Origin of the sequence: Rubripirellula amarantea, from assembly GCF_007859865.1 — a bacterium.
GTDB classification, from domain to species: Bacteria; Planctomycetota; Planctomycetia; order Pirellulales; family Pirellulaceae; genus Rubripirellula; species Rubripirellula amarantea.
Genome location: NZ_SJPI01000001.1, coordinates 2,618,891 through 2,638,067 on the forward strand (window position 1 = coordinate 2,618,891; position 19,177 = coordinate 2,638,067).

The 19,177-nt window shown below is 53.0% G+C and carries 16 protein-coding genes and 1 tRNA gene; 12 read left to right on the plus strand and 5 right to left on the minus strand.

Translation table 11 applies throughout. From position 1 onward, the window contains the following. Position 1: 1 nt before the first annotated feature. Both Pla22_RS09520 and nth read right to left on the minus strand, forming a co-directional pair. Entirely contained in the window at positions 2 to 1,408 is a 1,407-nt protein-coding gene (locus Pla22_RS09520) for a phytoene desaturase family protein (RefSeq protein WP_242631903.1), read from the minus strand. Positions 1,409 to 1,539: 131 nt separating this feature from the next. Next, the gene (gene nth, locus Pla22_RS09525; protein WP_146514402.1) at positions 1,540 to 2,193 is read right to left on the minus strand and encodes an endonuclease III; all 654 of its coding nucleotides are present in this window, start codon (positions 2,191 to 2,193) and stop codon (positions 1,540 to 1,542) included. A 164-nt stretch (positions 2,194 to 2,357) separates the two neighbouring features. Between nth and Pla22_RS09530 the strand changes: the two genes are divergently transcribed. From Pla22_RS09530 to Pla22_RS09545, 3 genes are all read left to right on the plus strand, one after another. Continuing rightward, positions 2,358 to 2,969 carry a peptidylprolyl isomerase gene (locus tag Pla22_RS09530; RefSeq protein ID WP_146514403.1) on the plus strand — a complete coding sequence of 204 codons (612 nt, stop codon included), beginning with the start codon at positions 2,358 to 2,360 and terminating at the stop codon, positions 2,967 to 2,969. A gap of 364 nt (positions 2,970 to 3,333) precedes the next feature. Further along, positions 3,334 to 5,700, plus strand: coding sequence for a hypothetical protein (locus Pla22_RS09540; RefSeq protein ID WP_146514404.1), 2,367 nt, complete (start codon positions 3,334 to 3,336; stop codon positions 5,698 to 5,700). A gap of 19 nt (positions 5,701 to 5,719) precedes the next feature. Next, positions 5,720 to 7,264, plus strand: a complete 1,545-nt coding sequence (locus tag Pla22_RS09545) for an Hsp70 family protein (protein WP_146514405.1) — start codon at positions 5,720 to 5,722, stop codon at positions 7,262 to 7,264. Positions 7,265 to 7,271: 7 nt separating this feature from the next. Here the strand turns inward: Pla22_RS09545 and Pla22_RS09550 are convergent, their stop codons facing one another. Then, entirely contained in the window at positions 7,272 to 7,763 is a 492-nt protein-coding gene (locus Pla22_RS09550) for a cell division protein FtsH (protein ID WP_146514406.1), read from the minus strand. Positions 7,764 to 7,890: 127 nt separating this feature from the next. On the opposite strand from Pla22_RS09550, the gene Pla22_RS09555 reads away from it, so the two are divergent. Further along, on the plus strand, positions 7,891 to 8,931 hold the full coding sequence (locus Pla22_RS09555; protein WP_146514407.1) for a galactitol-1-phosphate 5-dehydrogenase: 1,041 nt from the start codon (positions 7,891 to 7,893) through the stop codon (positions 8,929 to 8,931). A gap of 86 nt (positions 8,932 to 9,017) precedes the next feature. Here Pla22_RS09555 and Pla22_RS09560 read toward each other — a convergent pair whose 3' ends face one another. Together Pla22_RS09560 and Pla22_RS09565 are read right to left on the minus strand one after the other, a co-directional pair. Continuing rightward, positions 9,018 to 10,313, minus strand: coding sequence for an APC family permease (locus Pla22_RS09560; protein ID WP_146514408.1), 1,296 nt, complete (start codon positions 10,311 to 10,313; stop codon positions 9,018 to 9,020). Continuing rightward, on the minus strand, positions 10,310 to 11,056 hold the full coding sequence (locus Pla22_RS09565) for a class I SAM-dependent methyltransferase (protein WP_146514409.1): 747 nt from the start codon (positions 11,054 to 11,056) through the stop codon (positions 10,310 to 10,312). The genes Pla22_RS09560 and Pla22_RS09565 overlap by 4 nt, the downstream gene beginning before the upstream one ends. An 89-nt stretch (positions 11,057 to 11,145) precedes the next feature. Between Pla22_RS09565 and Pla22_RS09570 the strand changes: the two genes are divergently transcribed. From Pla22_RS09570 to Pla22_RS09610, 8 genes are all read left to right on the plus strand, one after another. Continuing rightward, a tRNA-Ile gene (locus tag Pla22_RS09570) sits at positions 11,146 to 11,219 on the plus strand. Positions 11,220 to 11,545: 326 nt separating this feature from the next. Then, positions 11,546 to 11,911, plus strand: a complete 366-nt coding sequence (locus Pla22_RS09575) for a DUF2200 domain-containing protein (protein ID WP_146514410.1) — start codon at positions 11,546 to 11,548, stop codon at positions 11,909 to 11,911. Between the two features lie 823 nt (positions 11,912 to 12,734). Beyond that, entirely contained in the window at positions 12,735 to 13,175 is a 441-nt protein-coding gene (locus Pla22_RS09585; RefSeq protein WP_146514412.1) for a MauE/DoxX family redox-associated membrane protein, read from the plus strand. 302 nt (positions 13,176 to 13,477) lie between these two features. Next, on the plus strand, positions 13,478 to 14,218 hold the full coding sequence (locus Pla22_RS09590; RefSeq protein ID WP_146514413.1) for an SDR family oxidoreductase: 741 nt from the start codon (positions 13,478 to 13,480) through the stop codon (positions 14,216 to 14,218). A 150-nt stretch (positions 14,219 to 14,368) separates the two neighbouring features. Continuing rightward, positions 14,369 to 14,797 carry a hypothetical protein gene (locus Pla22_RS09595; protein WP_146514414.1) on the plus strand — a complete coding sequence of 143 codons (429 nt, stop codon included), beginning with the start codon at positions 14,369 to 14,371 and terminating at the stop codon, positions 14,795 to 14,797. Between the two features lie 396 nt (positions 14,798 to 15,193). Beyond that, a complete protein-coding gene (locus Pla22_RS09600) occupies positions 15,194 to 16,168 on the plus strand; it encodes a hypothetical protein (protein WP_165440581.1) in 975 nt (324 codons plus the stop codon). 838 nt (positions 16,169 to 17,006) lie between these two features. Then, positions 17,007 to 17,552 (plus strand): hypothetical protein, encoded by a 546-nt coding sequence (locus tag Pla22_RS09605; protein ID WP_146514416.1) that lies wholly within the window; start codon positions 17,007 to 17,009, stop codon positions 17,550 to 17,552. 172 nt (positions 17,553 to 17,724) lie between these two features. Further along, positions 17,725 to 19,113, plus strand: coding sequence for a Gfo/Idh/MocA family oxidoreductase (locus tag Pla22_RS09610; RefSeq protein WP_146514417.1), 1,389 nt, complete (start codon positions 17,725 to 17,727; stop codon positions 19,111 to 19,113). Positions 19,114 to 19,177 lie beyond the last annotated feature (64 nt).

The window sequence follows — 19,177 nt, forward strand, 5'->3', positions numbered from 1 at the left end:
ACTAAACCTGCAAGCAATGGCGGTTCGCCATGCTGATGCCGCTAACGATGGCGCCAACGATTCCCACAAATCCTTGATCCGTCCCGCATAAAAACACGTTGGGCAAGTGAGTTGTCCCGTCGAGTTGTTTGTCGGGCGCACCATAGACGGCGCCGTTGTCGTGCCATGTGAAGCGACGAATGGTCTTCGGAGTGAACACGTCTGTGTCGATGACATAGGACCGAAAGTCCGGCATAAAACGCACCGCTGATTCGACCGCCGCATCGTACTGAATCACCTTCTCGGCGCGATACTTGTCTTCGCCTAGTTCGCTCCAACGGTCGTGGTTTGCTAACGTCGTGATGCGGATGACTCCATCGGGAAGTTCTCCTTCATCGTCTTCGTAAACGTAGTTGTTGGGTGAACAAATCACGCCGGTACGCGCATCGCAGATTTGATCGTCGGGACGCTTCCAATGAAACGTCTCGCTGTCGTTGTAAAAGACGATCGTGCGATCAAAGTGAAAGTCGGACGGTTTTCGATCGAGAATCGAAATGGACTCGATGAACGAAAGTTTGCCTGCGCGAGCAACATCGACTGTGGTGATGTCGTCGCACATGCGAGCTGTTTCAATATTTCCAGCGGACGACAATATGCGGTCCCCGGTAAGTTCAGTGCCGTCATCGAGAACAACGCCAATGGCTTTACCGTTCTCGACATGAATCTTGGCAACGCCACTTCGAAGTTTCAGTTCGCCACCGAGGCCGCGAAACTTCTTCACTAGGTTCTTCAGGATCACTCGCACGCCCTTAAACGGACGTCCGAAACCTTCCAGGTAACAAGCGCGAAACATGATGCAGAATTGCCCGAAGTCCATGTCGTCTTCACGGGCATTGCCGTACCACATCAACGGACAAATCAACATCTCGATCAACAGCGGATCGCTGATGTGCTCGGCCATCACTTCGCGAGCGGATCGCATGAAGTTGGGGTCGCCACCATCCATGTCGCTGTAATCCAATAGCGATCCGCATAACGAGCGAAAGCCATCGACTTGGCCAGGGAAGCTCTTTGCGATTTCACTTTCGAGCAATTCAATGTCGTTGGTGAAGTCGAGTGAAACGCCGGGGAAACGAATGGACGAACCAATTTGTTCGGCAAGCTTGAAGTCTTCCCAAGAAAACCGCAGTTGGCGAATCAGCTTCGCGAGTGGACCTTTCTTGTCGCCTTTGCGAGCGAAGTTGGTCATCGCGTGCAGGCCTACGTCGTAGTCACGTCCGCCCATGCGATAAAACGAATTGAGACCGCCGATGGTGTAGTGGCGTTCAAGGATGCAGACGCGTTGGTCGAAGTGAGCAAGCCGGATCCCAGCCGCCAATCCGCTCATTCCTGCCCCAATGATGATCGTGTCGTAGTGCGAATCGGTCACGGGATTTTCGGTAAGAAGCTTGGGCAGAAAGGAAAGAACATCTGTCGGCAGGATAGAAGATCGGCCAGGGCAAGGCAACGAGATGCCAATATCATGACGCAACGTGACGCATTTCGCTTCGCTTTTTTCAGCTAGGGCTTGTTCCAAACCACAGGCGATTTGCGGCGCGGGTATAGTTCCCTGCAAATCTCACATTTTCTGCCATCGCATGCCCGGGCCGTACAATGCTCGCGCCCATAGAAGATGATTTGTAGGTGCAGCTTATTCCAACTGTCTTCGGGGAAAAGCTTTTTTAGGTCGCGTTCGGTCTGAACAACGTTCTTGCCACTGGAAAGACCCCAGCGTTGGGCCAGTCGGTGGATGTGAGTGTCGACCGGAAAAGCGGGGATTCCGAATGCTTGGCTCATCACAACGCTGGCTGTTTTGTGGCCCACTCCGGGTAGCTTTTCAAGTTCCTCGAACGACGCAGGGACCTTGCTGTCGTAGTCGTTGATTAGCATTTCCGACAGCCTCGCTAGACTCTTGGCCTTTTGCTTGGACAGTCCCAATGGCCGGATCAATTCAAGTATCTTTTCCTCGCCCAACTGTTTCATTCGCTGCGGATTGGGGGCGGCTTGAAACAGCGCGGGCGTGATCTCGTTGACTTTCTTATCCGTACATTGGGCGCTCAATAGCACCGCGACCAACAGAGTGAAGTCGTCCGTGTGGTCCAGTGGAATGGGCGTCTCAGGATACAGTTCATTCAACCGGACGCGGACGTAGTCGGCTCGTTCTTGTTTTCTCACGTGGGTTCCTGCGGACATTCGATTAGGTCAGAAAAGCTTGGGAAAGTCGAGTTTCACAGGCATTTGCTAGTCGGCACCGCGAAATACTCAGCTTGGCCCCCGACGCCAGCCTGTTAAACTAAAGAATCTCGTTTTCCAAAGATCACACTCACAACGGAGTTTTCCTGAGTATGAAGAAAATCGTCGCTGGCCTTCTGGCTATTGTTTCCTCCTTCGGCCTCGTTGGTAGCGTCGAGGCACGCTCGCCCGAAGATGGTGAGGTCACCCACAAGGTTTACTTTGACGTCTCCATTGATGGCAAGGAGGCTGGCCGCATCACGATGGGCTTGTTTGGTAAAGACGTTCCGCAAACCGTCGAGAACTTTCGTGCATTGTGCACCGGCGAAGCTGGCAAAACGGACTCGGGTGTTCCGTTGCACTACAAAGGCAGCGTCTTTCATCGCGTGATTCCCAACTTCATGTTGCAAGGTGGTGACTTTACCGCTGGCAACGGAACCGGCGGCGAAAGTATCTACGGTGAAAAGTTTGACGACGAAGCGTTCACGTTCGTTCACAACATGCCTGGCATCCTCAGCATGGCGAATGCCGGTCGTAATACCAACGGTTCGCAATTCTTTATCACCACAGTCCCAACGCCGCACCTCAACGGACGTCACGTCGTCTTTGGAAAAGTCATCGACGGCATGGCACTGGTCAAGAAGATTGAATCACTGGGGTCACAATCCGGTGCCACTCGCGCCAAGATCGTCATCGCTGATTGCGGTGAACTGAAGTAAGCCAAGAATTCAGTCTGACACTTTCTGAAGCCCGCATTGATCGATTCAGTGCGGGCTTTTTTCGTCCAGAATCGTTCACGCTCACTGATTTTTTGGATAAGCCTCGTTACTTCGGCGTCAAACAGTACCGTAGGGGTGCTCGGGACTTTGTGGCTCGGGCTTCTGACGCTCGAGCCTTTGACGCCCGGGACTTTGGCGCCCGGGACTTTGACGCCCGGGACTTTGGCGCCCGGGACTTTGGCGCTCGTTTGGCCTTCGTGGCTCACCGAGGCATACCAGCTCGGGACGTCGGCTCGACGAAGATAAGTTACAATTGGCTCTGCTGTCCGCTATTTCGTTCTTCCCTGCCTCGCTCTGTTGGAACATGTTTGACCCTTTGCACAAATGGCTCGGAATTCCACCCAGTGAGCAGCCTCCTCATCATTATCGACTATTGGGAGTCACTCTATTCGAGAGCGATCCCGATGTGATCGATAGCGCGGCAGATCGTCAGTTGTCTTTCCTGCATGAATTAACCGGTGGGGAACATGGTGAAGCAGCCGAACAGCTTTCCAATCAAGTTTCGTTGGCGCGGCTGTGTTTGCTCAATGCGGACAAGAAGGCTGCCTATGACGAAGTGCTCCGGCGACGTCGATCAAAGGAATCATCGAGTGAACTTGGTCCGCAGCCAACTGCGGCATTGCAACCAACAATCCCGGTCAATCAACTCGCGGCGAAACAAGGCACTACCGGTCATCCCACGGGCGCCGCACCAACTGCACCAGTCCTGCGACCGGGACCGGTTGAACCAAAGTCGCCCGTCCGTGTTCAATCACGCATCGCAGCAAATGCAAAACGCAGACGCAAGACGTCGTCCCCGTTTTGGATGATTTCGGCCATCGCTGGCATCATTGCAATCTTGATGATCTTCATGGCCGTTCGCGAAGGACATCTAAAGCTAGACTACTCGTGGATCACGGGAACTGCTGACCCCGAAGGTCCTTCGCCGGCCACGCAGCCTAGTGTCGCGGAAACCGATTCGGCCCCAAGTACCGTGCCTTCGATGGCTTCGAACACTCCCGTGGTCGCTGCGGCTCCAACAAGTCGCCAACCATCCGGCCAGCCGAACAACCGACCAACGCAGTCGCAGCGCAGCACCGATCGCGACGATGCCGATAACAACCGTGAAAGTAGCGGTGCTAAGGCTCCGGTGCCAAAGCAACGGTCGCTTGCCGATCTTTTGAAGCCACCTTCGCCCGAATTAGTTGCAGCCAAACCAAGCATCGTTCGCTCCCCGTTGCCCTCAGCAGCAGAATTGAACGAGAAGCTTGAGGTTGTGAACGAGGTGTACGGGAACGAATTGCGAGGCGCGACGAAGTCCAATGATCCAGAGGTGAAAATCGCAACCGCTCGACAACTCTTTCGCGATGGGGAGCAAACGTCGAAGGATCCCGTAGGGCGATTTGCAATGTGGCGGTATTCTCGTGATCTGTTCACGCAAGCCGGTAGCGTCGCCGACGCGTTGGCCACCAGCGATGCGATAAGCCGGTTCTACGAAGGCTACGATCGATTGTCAGAAAATCTTGATGTGATCCGCAGCCTAGTTTCTTCTGATCGCGAATGGCAATCGCCAGCCGACTTAGTGGAAACAGTTGAAGCGTTTGTTGACGAGGCGAATCAAGCGAATCGATATGAACTTTCTGTTGCCGCAGCTTCCGCTGTCCTTGATTCCATCGGTGATGGATGGTCAACCAAGGATCGTGATCTCTTAAACGACCTAAAGAAGGAAGCGTCCGAGGCCGACACTCAGTATTCGGCCTTTCGTGACGCGGTGAAAGCGTGGTCATCGTCTAAACGGGGAACACCGAAGAACCAAGCGGCTAGCGGCGAGATCGGTCGCTTTCTTGTGGTAGCTCGCGGTGATTGGGACGAAGCCAAGCTTTACTTTTCGATGGGCGACAACAGGCTTTTAGCACGCGCCGCGGAGTTGGATCTCAAGCAGTCTCAAACAGATACCGCCCAACGCGAGGTAGCCGATGCTTGGGTGATCGCCGTGGAAGGTAGTCGCGATGCCGAACTTCGTGAGGCGGTCCTCAATCGCGCTGTCAGTCTGATTGAAGCGGCAATTTCAAATCTCGAAGGTTTAGAAAAAGGTATCGCTGAGAAACGGTTGCGCGAGGTGACGAAATTGCTCGAGGATCATCGAGCCCACTTTCCCGCGACCTCATTCGTCGAAAGCCAACCCACCACTTTCCGATCACCAGGGCGCATTCTCGACAACCGTCGGTGGACTTCAACGGCATCGCGGAGTGACAGCGCAAAATCCGTAAGACAGCGTTTGGAGGTAGGCATGGGATCGCACCCTCGAGGTCTGGGGGCGGCGGCCGCCGGAGTGGAACTGGCGGGCGTGGAAACATTAGCGATCGATGGTCAAGCATCGCCTCCCGTGATGGAAACGATCGACAGCGATTCAAAGTTCGGGTTGCTGATCGACTACCACACTCCCGGTGGCTATACCAAGCGAGTGTTCGTTGGATTCGCAACAAAGCCAGATCGAACATTCTCGCTCGGTCCGCCATGGGGAAAAGAGCAGGACAAGCCCGATATCGAAGACTCTCTGCCGCCATCAAACCATTACGACTTGGATCTCAATCGCTGGGCTCCCGACACCTGGGACCGGCGATGCTGGGTCACCCTGTTCATGCAAAACTGTGGGTATGGTCGCCAAGCCGAAGCCAGTTTGAGTTGGTAGTGGGAACGATAGATCATTCATGAAAGATAAAATTACTATCACTGACCCAATCGTCGGCATCGATTTGGGGACCACACGCAGCGTGGTCGCGCATGTCGACTTCATGGGCGATGTAAAAACAGTTCCCAACCGTGAGGGAGAATTGACAACAGCGTCAGCCGTTCTGTTTGACGATGGTTCCGTAACGGTGGGCAAGGAAGCACTTAAGGCACTAGCGGTTATGCCATCGCAAGTTGCCATGTATGCCAAACGGGAGATGGGAAGCCCGACCTTTTCCAAGAAGATCAACGGTCAATCCTATCCGCCAGAAATGATTCAGTCATTCGTGTTGGCGAAGCTTCGACGTGACGCCGAGCAAAAGCTCGGTTGTGAAATTTCGAAAGTCGTGATTACCGTCCCGGCTTATTTTAATGAACCCAAACGCCGCGCAACGATGGACGCTGGGTTATTAGCGGGCCTTGACGTACGTGCGGTAATTAACGAACCCACGGCCGCGGCGATCGCGTTCGGCGTCGATCGAATCAGCCGAATCGTCGGTGAGCAAACCACGCTCGTGTTCGATCTTGGCGGCGGTACGTTAGATGTGTCGATCGTCAAAGTAGACGGAAAGAAGATTCAAACGATTGCCACCGATGGCAACGCGATGTTGGGCGGAATTGACTGGGATAAGTGCTTGGCCCGTTGGCTTGACGCTCAATTTAGTGTGCAGCATTCGATCAAGCCCTCTGAATCAGAACTAGGGCAGGAATTCTTGCGTCGCGAAGCCGAGGAACTGAAACATTCCCTGTCCTCTCGCAGCAAGGTCAATGTCCGCCTGACCTATCAGGGAAAGATTTTAAAGACCGAGATCAAACGGGACGAGTTCGAAGAGATGACCGCTCATCTGCTTGACCGTTGCCGGTTCACGGTTCGCAAAGTGGTCAAAGATTCGCGATTGGAATGGATCGAGATCGATCGCATTCTGTTGGTTGGTGGTTCGACGCGGATGCCGATGATTCCGGAAATGTTGCAAAAGGAGTCCAGCATTGAACCTGATGCATCGGTTTCCGCTGACGAAGTCGTCGCTCATGGGGCAGCGATCTACGCATCAACGCTGCTTGAAAGTACTGATACCGGTGGTCAATTGGACTTCCCGGAAATCACGGATGTCAATGCGCACCATTTGGGAGTGCTAGGCGTGGATAAAAAGACAGGCCGACGGATTGGGCACGTCATGATTCCTCGCAACACGCCGCTTCCCGCTTCTAAGGTCACTCGATTTGAAACCATTCGTGACCGCCAGCCCAGCGTCGCGGTGGAGGTAATCGAGGGCGGTAATTCAACCGGGCTAAACGCAACGTCGATTGGACGCTGCGTCATTGACAATCTTCCCAAGAACTTGCCTGCGGGAACGCCAGTCGATGTGGCTTTCCGCTACGACACCGATGGTCTGATTCACATCGAAGCGATCATGCCCACGACGGGTCAGCGAACGGAGATGACGATCGACCGCGTCGGTGGACTGACCAACGACGACAAGGATAAGTTGACCAACATACTGGAAGAACTTGGATTAGACGATTGATCGCATGCTATCGCGACAACCAAAACTCCAATACATCAGCGACCTGTTCCGCTTCAAGCATTTCATGAGCCTCCAGTTCATCAGCGAGCTGCGCGATGGCGGGCCAACATGGTTCTTTTTGCAAATGTTGATGCAATTCAAGGATCACCATTTCAAGTAACCTTGTGCACTTCACTGGATGACGGACAACATCACTGGCAATCGACATTGCGGTGTCCCAGTCATGTTGCCAAGGCCCGTAAGTCGCCGGGTGCAATTTTTCGCCTCGGTAGATCATCTCAGCGACCGGGCCTGCCAGGATCGTCATGATCTCACGCTGCCGTTGCCAATCCGTGTTTGGGTCGACTCGCCCCCACGCGACCCGGCAATCCCCAAACCGCTCTGGCAAGTAGTCGTCGGCCTCACCCCAAAGCTGCATCGAATCGATCTTGCCGCCCAAAGCATATCCCACCACCGCATGCCCCGATTCGTGATAGGCGGTCAGGGTTTCGTCACACATGGCGAATGAGCAATCGTTGGTAGCGAACAGGTCGAGGAAACGGTCTGATTGCGGCTGGAAAGCCGACTAAGGCCGTGCTAGCCTACGTTCTCACCTAATTCCTGTCACCTGATACCTGAAGCCAATTATGAAAGCGATGCTGCTGACCGAGTACTCCCACATGGAAGTCACTGACGTGGACGAACCGCAGGTCGGTCCTCACGACGTCTTGGTTCAAGTCGAAGCGTGCGGAATCTGCGGCAGTGACATTCACGGCTTTGACGGAAGCACCGGACGCCGCATTCCGCCATTGGTGATGGGGCACGAAGCAGCAGGTATCGTCGTCGAAACTGGCGATGCAGTTACCGATTTGGCCAAGGGCGACCGAGTCACTTTTGATTCGATGGTTTCCTGCGGCGATTGTCACTTCTGTCGCAAAGGGCAAGGCAACTTGTGCGACAACCGTATGGTTCTGGGCGTTTCCTGTGGCGATTACCGTCGTCATGGCGCGTTCGCTGAACGAATCAGTGTGCCCCGCCGGATCGTCTATCGCATTCCTGACAACTTGTCCTTTGAGCACGCCGCTCTGGTCGAAGCGGTCTCCGTCGCCGTTCACGCGGCTGAAGTCACACCTATTCAATTGGGCGACACAGCCGTGGTTGTCGGTGCCGGGATGATTGGCCTGTTGGTCGTGCAGGCCGTTCGTGCCGCCGGTGCTTCGCGAGTGATCGCCGTCGACCTGAACGACAAGCGACTCGCCGCCGCCAAGGAACTCGGCGCCGACGAAGTGCTACGTGGCGACCAATGCGACGTCCCCGCAGTGATTCGTGAAATGACCGAAGGACGCGGCGCTGATGTGGCTCTCGAAGTGGTCGGTGCGACTCCCACGGTGAAGACCGCGATTGAATCCGTTCGTAAGGGCGGCCACGTCACGCTAGTGGGCAATGTGTCGCCGACTATTGAATTGCCGTTGCAGTCTGTTGTAACGCGGGAAATCACCTTGCATGGAACTTGCGGTTGCAACGGAGAGTACCCTCAATGCATCGACCTGATGGCCCGCGGTATCATCAACGTCGCACCGTTGATCACGTCCAAAATATCGCTCAGCGACGGACCTGCATGGTTTGAAAGACTGCACGCCGGCGACCCGGACCAAATGAAGGTGGTCGTTGAGCCTCAGCGTTCCTAGTTCTAGAGCTACGTTTCGAAGCTGTTGCACTCGTGTTCTCCGCGACAAACAGGGCTCCCTGCAACAAACAGGGCTCCCTGCAACAATCAGGCTTTCACTCGCAAGAACGGGTAAATCGCCAAACCCAGCAGCAGTGTCCCCACTGCTGCGTAGGCGGGAATGGGGTTGCCCCAGGAAGCGAGAACGCCGAATCCCACTGTCGCGGCAATGAACACCGTTGGTGGAATTCCCCAAAATGGAAGCTTGCTAATTTGGCCTCTAGCTCTCAGCAAAAACAGCGTGCTGATCGCGAGCGCCGAACACAACGATAGAGTTAAGCCAAGGTAGCTCAGCAGGTCTTTCAATTGCGAAATCGCGACGACCGCGATTGCTAATCCTGCCTGAAACCAAACCGCAATCGCGGGAGGCTGTTCGCGAAACGAGAACCAACTCGGCATGTATCCGTCATCTGCCATTTTCGCATAGACCCGCGGGCCCGTCATCATCATCGCCGTGACCGAAGTCGCTAATGCCACGGCGATTGCGATTCGCACCAGTTGTTCCAGTCCAAAACCGCCAATGGCTTGCGCGGCGGTTGCCGCCACTTCGGAAATCTTGTCCTGCGAAGTGATCGTTTCCATCGGTGCCGCATAAACGAACACAGCGTTCAAGGCCAGATAGATCAAGCTCACCAGTAACGTTCCGGCAATAATGGCTCGGGGGACATTGGCTTGCGGATTCTTGATCTCACCCGAAATGTAAATTGCCGCATTAAATCCCGCGAACGAAAACGAAATCCAAACCAGTTGGTTCGCTAGCGTGAACAGCGATAATGGTTCGAGCTGGTTTGCGTTAGGGGCGCTAGTCGACCACGATCCTATCTTCATTAGCGACCAAACCAGAAACCCAACAATCAATGCCAATTTCGTAAGCACAATTACGTCTTGCACTCGAGCTGCCATCGAAACTCGAAACGTATTGAGCATGGCGGCGGCAACGATCACGCTAATCGCAATTGTTGATGGCGGAGGCAAATGATCGGGTGCAAACAACAATGGTCCGGCGTAGGCCTCCAGTCCCAATGCTGCTGCCGCGATGGGGCCCGTGAATCCCGCAAGCAACGAAACGAAGCCAGCGGTCAGTCCAGCGGATGGATGCAGAGCCCGGGCTAAGAACAAATACTCGCCACCGGATTCCGTGAATCGCTGGGCGAGTGACGCATAGCTGACCGCGCCGCACATGGCGATAACGCTACCAATGGCCCAGGCCAGCATGACGCGCGATGGTGACCCAAGGGCATCGAGTGCGAATCCGCTGGTCGTGAACACGCCAACACCGATCATGCTTGCGGCAACAATCGTCGTGGCGGACACGAGCCCAATAGGGTGCTTCGACTGAGTCAATTGCCGCTTCCGGTCATCGGACGTTTGCGGAATTCAAGAAAGTAGTTCTCGTCAAAGCCGTTGATGGTGCGTTCGGCGGTCAACTCAAATCCGGCTTCCGAGATCTCATCGATGAAGGTCTGCTTGCCCGCCCTCACGTGGCCCATTGTCCACTCTCGTGACTCACCCTCAATACGCTCAAAGTCAATCACGACCACACGCCCGCCCTGCTTCAACGCTTGGTGAATCGACTGCATGGTTGAATGCGGAAATTCGAAATGGTGGTAGACGTCGCAAATGAACGCGAAGTCGATCGAGTTTGGCGGTAAACAAACCGAATCGTCTCGGCATAGCACGGTGGTGGAGTTGTCGATTTTTTTGTCGGCGAACAACTTCGTAAGATGCTGAGCAAACTTTGGCGAAAGTTCGACACTGTAGCACCAACCGCCTTTACCAACCGCCTCGTTCATCATCAACGAGAAAAAGCCTGTGCCCGCACCAATATCGGCCACATGGTCACCCTGCTTGATGCCCATCGCTGCCAAGATACTTTCTCTTGCACGGTAAACCTCGCGACTTTCGACTTCAAACTTTTCCAACCAGGACTCAATTTCCAGAGCTGGATCTAGGAACGAATCGTTGATGCCCGGGTTCACACTCGTGTTAACGTCGACGTCTTGTCCCAGAGAAATTCCGCAAACGAGAACCTCGATACCAAGAAACAAGACAAGGAACAGTAGCCGAAAAATTGACGCTGATTTCATGAACTTCAACAAGTTGGGGGTACTGAAAGAAAACCGCATTCGCCCAGCATAGCCCACAACGCACAATTGAGTAAAATAGCCATTCACCAGGGGGTGTAGCTCAGTTGGTTAGAGCAGGGAACTCATAATTCCTTGGCCGCGGGTTCAAGTCCTGCCACCCCTACTTTTGACCTGATATTGTTCGGGTGGCCCTTTTGCAGGTCCCGTACAGGATAAGTGTTGACAGCCTAGTTGCCGTATTTGCGAATAGAGATTTGGGCATTCAGTGGGATTGGACAGTGATATCGGCAGTTCAGTGGCCAAGTTTTTGTATGGCTACAATCGACGAGTGAACTCGTGATCGGGTGGTCGTGTTGACTTAGTGGAGACTGGGGTGTCTGGCCCAAGGTCGTCGCCCTTCGCCTTCGACTGCTGCTCGATCGCCTATGCTTTAAAAGGTTATTTCGAATGCCTGCGATGGCGTGTGGCGTGACGAATTGTGAGAACACTGTGAAAACCACCCCTAGTCATGACGAGCGGATTGCAAGCCTGACGTTTGCATCGGTTTACCCGCACTACGTCACGAAGATCCGGAAGAAAGGACGCACGGTTGCTGAACTTCACCAAGTCATATTCTGGCTGACTAAATTTGACGCTAAGGATTTAGAACGCTTGATTGCGAGCGAAGCAACGTTCAAGCAGTTCTTTGCTGAAGCCACTTTGAACCCTCGCGCGATCTTGATCACGGGATCCATCTGTGGCTATCGGATCGAGGAAATTGAGACGCCTCTCACTAGGCATGTTCGATACCTAGACAAGCTTGTCGACGAACTGGCGAAGGGGCGAAAGATGGAAGTAATCCTGCGAACCCCATAGTCTCGACAGAAGATCGCGAAATTTCCGAGTTCGATGGTCGGAATCTGGTGCATGCACCGGATGGGTGATGGCGTTTAATCGTAATGTCAGGACGAAGCGTCGAACTCTTTGTTCTGTTCACCCGCAATGCATGTCTTCCTGTCTTTCTGTTGCCGGTGCAAAACGAGTCACCAAGCGAGTCACCGAACTGGCGTCAACAGGCTGCGCGTCGTTGATTGGTTCGGGGGATGATTAGGGGCACGGTTGCTCCTGATATTCATTCGATAGGTTTCTGAGGCGGACGATGTGAGCGTCTCGACATCTACAACGAGCCAAAGGAAAAGTAACTGTCATGAATAAGAATCAATCGTTTTGATCGCAAATCTCCGAAGCTCAGTTTTTAGCGATCTTGAGACGAACTGTTGGACCGGGCAACGAATTCTGTCTCTGGGGGTATTGCTGCCACGTTGATCTATCGGGGTGCAAGCGGAAATTCCGCTTGTAGGTTTGGCTGTCGCAGTGCGATTGTTCGAACATTGTGGCTCGCTCGTTAACTAGTCCGCTTCAACGACGTGCTGATCTTTATTGATTAGCAGCAAGAGGGGTGAGTGAGGGATCTTAAGCTCGTTTGGCGCGGTGATGTCGACGGAAAAGCCTTGAACTCGTTGTGCCGATAGATAGCGGAACCAAAGGTTTGATTCACTTGCTATTGAGTGCATGACCAAGTGACGGTTCTTCTGCACATCCAATGGATCATTGCGGGAACCTGCTTTACCACCGTTTGGTTCCTGCTCCATCACGAACTCCAATCGTAAACAAACAACATATGAATCCTTCGCCGAACATGTCCTATCCTTCCCCAACTCGAGTTGCCTGGTGCTTGCTCATGCTTCGGCTCGGGGTTGGTATCGTGTTTGTCATGTGGACTGTTGATAAATTCATCAATCCAGAGCACGCGGCAGCCGTTTTTGCAAAGTTCTATAACGTGCAGTCTCTTACGACAGGCCTTGCGTACGTGGTAGGAGGAGTGCAAATGCTTGTTGTATTGGCATTCTTAACAGGCACCCTGCGTACCTACTCTTACGCTGTCATTTTAATCCTCCACGCGATTTCTACGTTCAGTTCGTACAAGCAGTACTTTGATCCATGGACGTACCCGCACTTATTGTTCTTTGCTGCCATCCCGATGCTTGCTGCGTGCGTAACGCTTTGGCTACTGCGAGACTATGATCTGTTCTCGGTTGATGGACAACGACGGAAAAGCCACGAGGCAATCGTTGGATGATGCCGTCCTTGGATGATCAGGCTAAAGTGTGACATTGCAAGGTATCAGCAACGCACTGTGTCGCATTGCGATGAAGTGGGTTGCGTTGAGGTAACGCACTCAAAAGAGGTGTACTCAGGTAAACAGCGAAATGGCTCGCTGCGGCAGTCTGCTCCAGTTCACGACCCTTGCGGAGTTTGCTTGATTCGAGGAAACACTTAGGCGAGTCAGATCTTTAGCAGTGCGTACGATAAGTAAATGTGAGCTCAGTCGCTCGCTATCGAGCCAACGAAAGTGTTCGGCAAAAAGAATGGAGCATAGCTATGAATGAAACGTATGCAAAAGTGGCCATTGTCACTGGAGCTTCCCGGGGGATTGGTGCGTCGATTGCTATGCGACTAGCGACCGATGGTTTCGCCGTGGTCATCAACTACTCAAGCGAAGCCGCGCCCGCCGAGGCACTTGTCGCGAGTATCCGGGATGTTGGTGGAAAAGCCGACTGCTTCCGAGCGGACGTAAGCGACCCGGTTGCGGTGTCGGCGTTGTTCAATTTCGCCGAATCATCGTTCGGCGGCCTTGGTGTCTTGGTCAACAATGCCGGGATGCTGACGACCTCCACCATTGCGGAATTTGATGACGACGCATTCGATCGCTTGGTGGCCGTCAATTTAAAGGGGTGTTTTAACGCGATGCGTGAGTCAGCCAAGCGAATGTGTGATGGTGGAAGGATCATCAATTTGTCGTCGAGCGTTATCGGATTAAATCAACCGCAATATGGTGTCTATGTTGCCACAAAGGCGGGCGTGGAAGCGATGGGCAGGGTTCTTGCGAAGGAACTGCGTGGACGGAACATTTGTGTGAACGCAGTGGCTCCAGGACCGACCGAGACGGAGCTCTTTCTGGAAGGTAAGTCGGACGACCTCGTTGATTCGTTCGCCAAGCTTTCGCCACTTGAACGATTGGGGCAGCCCGACGACATTGCTTCCGTTGTCTCGTTTCTTGCTGGTTCCGACGGAGGTTGGGTGAACGGGCAAGTTTTGCGAGCCAACGGGGGAATTGTTTAATCACAGCTTGAGGTCTTATCGGGACATACAGCCGATTTCGCCATCTCCGACAACAAAGCTCTCGCGATGTCCTGTTCCATCGCTAGTGCGTGTCCGCGACGAACTCGAGTCCATTACTGAAAATCGTTTGCCGAAAATTCGGTTGCAAGAATGACGATCCCCCAACACCTGCAGCTTTTACTCTATAGCTTCGTCACTTGGCTCGCATTTTATCTGTTCGGCTTACCCGATTACTATCAGCATTGGTACTTCGGACTGAAGGTTATCATCGTTCTGGTTGTTACCGGGATGTACTTTCCGATGACTAGGTACACTCTAAAGACCTTCTGGGCTGGTGATCGTTATCTGGTCAATTCGTGTTGGTTGGCGCTCTACCTAACATTGCCATTGTTCGTTTACGACTATCTGCTGCTGGGATGGTACAAGGGACTCGGGATTGGTTTTGTCCAGCCTTACTGGTACCTGACGTTCTTCTATTTCTCATTCTGGATTCAGTTTCCTTATATCGGATGGAAAATGCACCGTTCCGAGCCAAGGTCTGCCATTGGAAGCGAAGCTGTCAATCATGGGGATCGCTAGCGGGCCTGCTCCAGTGCATTCTTTTGAGAACTCTGCTAAGCGGATTGCCAGCAGGTTTTTCTCGGCACCGGGTTACTTAGAGAATTGAGAGATTCGTCAAGCTGAATTGCACCGCCACGCGGGTTTCGCAAGTGTGCAGTTTCTTGCGGTTTTGGTCGCGAGGGGTGGCGGTTTGATATTTTCTGAGGATTGCATCGGAGTCCCAATAGCGGGGTATCTTGGCAATGATTAATCTACTCACTTGCCCCAGTAGTTGCTGGTGACGCCCGGCCAAATCTGTTGAGGCATGGATCGTGTTCACGTGATGAACTAGTAACTTGGTGGACTTCCCCAAGGGGCAAGCCTTTGCTGTTTTAAGTTTTGTAAATGACCAACCTGTCTCACTGGGGAAACAAAATGTTGAAATTGTGTAGTCAATTGTTGATTCTGGGAGTCACATTCCCTTTCATGTCATTCTCTTTGAGTGCAGCAGAGATCGTTCGTTTTCGGTCAGACTTTACGTCAGGCGAGGGATTTCAAGCGGGTCGTCTTATCGACAATCCCGATTGGGTTGGATCCGGATATCTGGACGTTGATCCAACGGGTGTTGGGCGTGTTATCCATCCGAGACGAGCCGGTTTACCGGTTGACTTCAACGGACCCGTATATTCCACAACCGGCGTCCTCGATGCGTTTCCTTCATCGACGTTTGGTGTGGGAGATCACATCATCCTTCAGACTCAGCTACTATTCACGCTAGATACGTTCAATTTCGGTCAGGAGATCGCGAGAGTCGGTTTCTCTCGAACACCTGGGGGCGAAATTGAGCATGGCTTCGCCATGGCATGGACTGAAAGTCTTGGTCAACCAATGGAGCAGGCGGGGGCGATACGGTTCTTCCCTGACATGAACGATAGTGGTTTTCGTGACTACGCCTTCGTTAGCGATTTCTACAACTCAATTAGCGTTGAAGGTCGATATGCAGGATTGCAAGACACGGTAGGCGGAACGGACGACCTAACGTCAAATCCGTTCTTAGTTAACTACGAAGTCGAATATTTAGGAGAGGTTGATTTCGTGGGAGATCACGTTTGGCAGCCCCAGCGTTTAGAAATCACTGACCAAGTTACCAATGCAACCTTCTTCTATGACTTCAGTACTCAGCTGCCTCAAATGTTCGAGTTTGACGGTACAAACGCATTCGTTGGGTTTGAACTAGCCTCCAACGGTAGAAGTTCAAACGGCCTGACTGTGTCTAGTGAGTTCTTGGGAATCCAGTACCGTGGAACTCCAGTGTCCACTGCCGTTCCAGAGCCGAACGCGTTAATTTTCCTTGCCTGTGTGTTAGGAGCGTTCTGTCTTCGCCGAAAGGGAAGCAAGATCAAACTTTGAACGATCAGACATTTCATGAAAGACTACTGCAATCAGTAGTGTCACGGCGTGACTTAGTCACGCCGATTGAACCTTTGTTGGAAATCGTATAGGTGGGGTTTGTCTACGCGTCCGTTGCTTAGTTGCCTCAGCCTTTAATAGACGTACCCACCTAAACCAAGGCGATCAACTGAACGGTTTCGATATTCGTAGATTCGTCGCTGGCATACAGTGCGAAGACTTTTCTCGCGAGCCAGAATGGGCAATCGGCCAATGCGATGAATAGGGCCGTTTGATCAGCAGAGCATTGACAGATGTATCAAATTGGCTTGAGATTGAACCGCTCATCAATCCAAAAATAGTTCCCGGTTGAAGTTTCAGCACAGTTTTTGCGAATGATACGGCAGTCTCGAGTTCCTCGTTTGGATCGGACTTCACTTGTGCAGGATTGCCGTCGCTACCGAAGTTGAAGTTTGCACGACAGTCACACAGTGACGAAGAAGCGAGAACGCGGCCGGGTTTCAATTGTGGTTCGAAGCATTCCTTCTAGCGGATGGACGCTGAAACGGTCAGTTGCTCAATGTCGCAACTGACAAGTGTCTTAATCACAATTGGCCAGCGCATTGCATTGAAGTCGGTGATCAATAGCTTATTGGAACGATCCATTTTTTAAATCTCTTTGTCATACTTCGTGGTACACGCAATTCTTGCTGATTTGATTTTTGGATTGAGTTCTGAATGCGAGGTTGGGAAGATTGACGAGGAGTGCAGTTCACCTTGTCTGCGTGTTAGGATTGGCGATGCCTGCCGCCTTGTTCTGTTGCCGATCTTTCAAAAAGTCTAAATTTGAGCCGAGACGATGACTGTTTTTGACCTTTGGTTGCCTATTGTTTTGTCTGGATTGGCAACTCATGTGTTGAGCTCGATTTCATGGATGGTGATGCCGCATCACAAACCGGAGTGGATCAAGATGCCGGCTGAAGATGAAGTCCAGGGCTTGATTGAAGCCAAAGGTATCCCGGCCGGGCAGTACATGTTTCCATTCGCCTCGTCACCTGAGGAAATGCAGAGCCCTGAGTTCAAGCGTAAGCAGGGGCAGTGCAAAGGGATGCTTGTCCTTTGGCAGACTCCGCTCAATATGGGCGTCGCGATTGCTAAGACGTTTTCGTTTTTTATGATTGCTGCGTTTGTAATCGGGTACCTCGCTTCGCTGGCGTTGCCAGCAGGAGAGTCGTTTTCGCCAGTGATTCAGTTTGTGACCACCGCCGGGTTGTTAGCTCACTGCTCTGCTCACTTTCCGCATGTCTTTTGGTTTCGGCGGAGGATCGCGATGGAACTTGTGGATGGTGTTGTCTATGCGTTCGTTACAGGCCTTCTTTTCGCGTTGCTATGGCCGGCTGCCTAATTCGTCGTAGGTGATCCAGGGAACTACTGTACGGGCGATGATTCTCGCAAAAAGCTCGGCGTAGGGTCCGGCCTTGCGCCGAAACCGTTTAGACTACTGGTCGTCGGAACTCGCTAACTTGCCGCGATTGTTGTTCCCGATCACTTTCCCTTTCTCTGTTTCTGAGGATTTAATGTTTAAGAACAATCCGAAACGCCGCCAGTTTCTAAAGAGCACGGCGGCCGTCGGCGCTGGTCTGACGACTCCCTACTTCGTTTCGTCGCCTGCTCGTGCCGCGGAAAGCGATCGCATGAAGATTGGTGTGATCGGAGCGGGCGGAATGGCTAGTGGTAATATCAACACCGCGAAGGAATGGCTCGAAGTGGTCGCCATCGCTGAAGCCGACAGCGGTCGTGCCGATGGATTTAACAATCGTTTTGCAGGTGGTAAAGCGGACATCTATGCCGACTACCGCGAGCTCCTTTCGCGAGGCGATTTCGAAGTGGTCCATGTCGCGACTCCGGACCATTGGCACACCAAACCAGTAGTCGAGGCGATGTATGCGGGGAAGGATATCTACTGCGAAAAGCCGCTGACGTTGACAATCGACGAGGGCAAGTTGATTCGCAAAGTGCAGAAGGAAACTGGCCGAATCGTTCAGGTCGGAACTCAGCAGCGAAGCACCTACGATTTGTTTGTCAAAGCCATGGCGATCGTCAATGAAGGTCGGCTTGGCAACATCACTCGGGTGCAGGCCGCGATTGGCGGCGCTCCCGCAAGCGGCAAAATTCCTGAAGCAAATCCACCGGCCGAATTGGATTGGGAGCGTTGGCTCGGTCCCGCACCGAGGGTTGCGTACCGCTACAAGGACGCCGGTGGCGAAGACAACAACAGTGGGCGTGGCAACACCAACGCGCACTATGAATTTCGCTGGTGGTACGAATACAGCGGTGGCAAGCTGACCGACTGGGGTGCTCACCACGTTGACATTTGCAATTGGGCACTGACCTTGAATGGTCAAACGGGTGGGCCAGAGTCCATCAGTGGTTCGGCAACGCATCCGGTCGAATTCGATGACCAAGGTAACCCGGTTCAGAATGACCGCTACAACACCGCCACGGCATTTAACTTTTCATTGAAGTATGCCGGGGGAACTGAGTTGGTGATTCGCAACGACACGCGGAATGGGGTGTTGATTGAGGGCGAAAAGGGACGGATCTTTGTTTCCCGCGGCGCGCTGCAGGGAGGCCCGGTCGAAGAGTTGGAAACCAACCCGTTACCCGAAGATGCCATCAGCAAAGTCTACAAAGGGCTGCCAATTGAATTCAACGAACGTAAGGCTCATTGGGCAAACTTCCTGCACTGTGTTCGCGAGCGTAAAGAGCCGATCTCGGATGTCCATTCTCACATGAAGGGATTGAATCTATGTCACCTCGCCGGCATTGCCGCTCGCACCGGTCGCGATTTGAAGTGGGATGACGCGAAGGAAGAGATCGTAGGCGATGAGCAGGCCAATAGCATGCTCTCGCGACCCTACCGCGAGGGTTACGAGATTGAGATGGGCGACGCGGTTTCGTCGTAACCACATTCTCGATGGACTCTTAGCAGACAACGAAAAAGCGGCCGTGGATCCAAGGATTCACGGC

What these genes read in the sequence shown, in the direction of transcription:
- Pla22_RS09540 (WP_146514404.1), top strand. Translation starts at nt 3,334, where the DNA reads ATGTTTGACCCTTTGCACAAATGGCTCGGAATTCCACCCAGTGAGCAG.
- Pla22_RS09545 (WP_146514405.1), top strand. Translation starts at nt 5,720, where the DNA reads ATGAAAGATAAAATTACTATCACTGACCCAATCGTCGGCATCGATTTG.
- Pla22_RS09550 (WP_146514406.1), bottom strand. Translation starts at nt 7,763, where the DNA reads ATGTGTGACGAAACCCTGACCGCCTATCACGAATCGGGGCATGCGGTG.
- Pla22_RS09555 (WP_146514407.1), top strand. Translation starts at nt 7,891, where the DNA reads ATGAAAGCGATGCTGCTGACCGAGTACTCCCACATGGAAGTCACTGAC.
- Pla22_RS09565 (WP_146514409.1), bottom strand. Translation starts at nt 11,056, where the DNA reads ATGAAATCAGCGTCAATTTTTCGGCTACTGTTCCTTGTCTTGTTTCTT.
- Pla22_RS09585 (WP_146514412.1), top strand. Translation starts at nt 12,735, where the DNA reads ATGTCCTATCCTTCCCCAACTCGAGTTGCCTGGTGCTTGCTCATGCTT.
- Pla22_RS09590 (WP_146514413.1), top strand. Translation starts at nt 13,478, where the DNA reads ATGAATGAAACGTATGCAAAAGTGGCCATTGTCACTGGAGCTTCCCGG.
- Pla22_RS09595 (WP_146514414.1), top strand. Translation starts at nt 14,369, where the DNA reads ATGACGATCCCCCAACACCTGCAGCTTTTACTCTATAGCTTCGTCACT.
- Pla22_RS09600 (WP_165440581.1), top strand. Translation starts at nt 15,194, where the DNA reads ATGTTGAAATTGTGTAGTCAATTGTTGATTCTGGGAGTCACATTCCCT.
- Pla22_RS09605 (WP_146514416.1), top strand. Translation starts at nt 17,007, where the DNA reads ATGACTGTTTTTGACCTTTGGTTGCCTATTGTTTTGTCTGGATTGGCA.
- Pla22_RS09610 (WP_146514417.1), top strand. Translation starts at nt 17,725, where the DNA reads ATGTTTAAGAACAATCCGAAACGCCGCCAGTTTCTAAAGAGCACGGCG.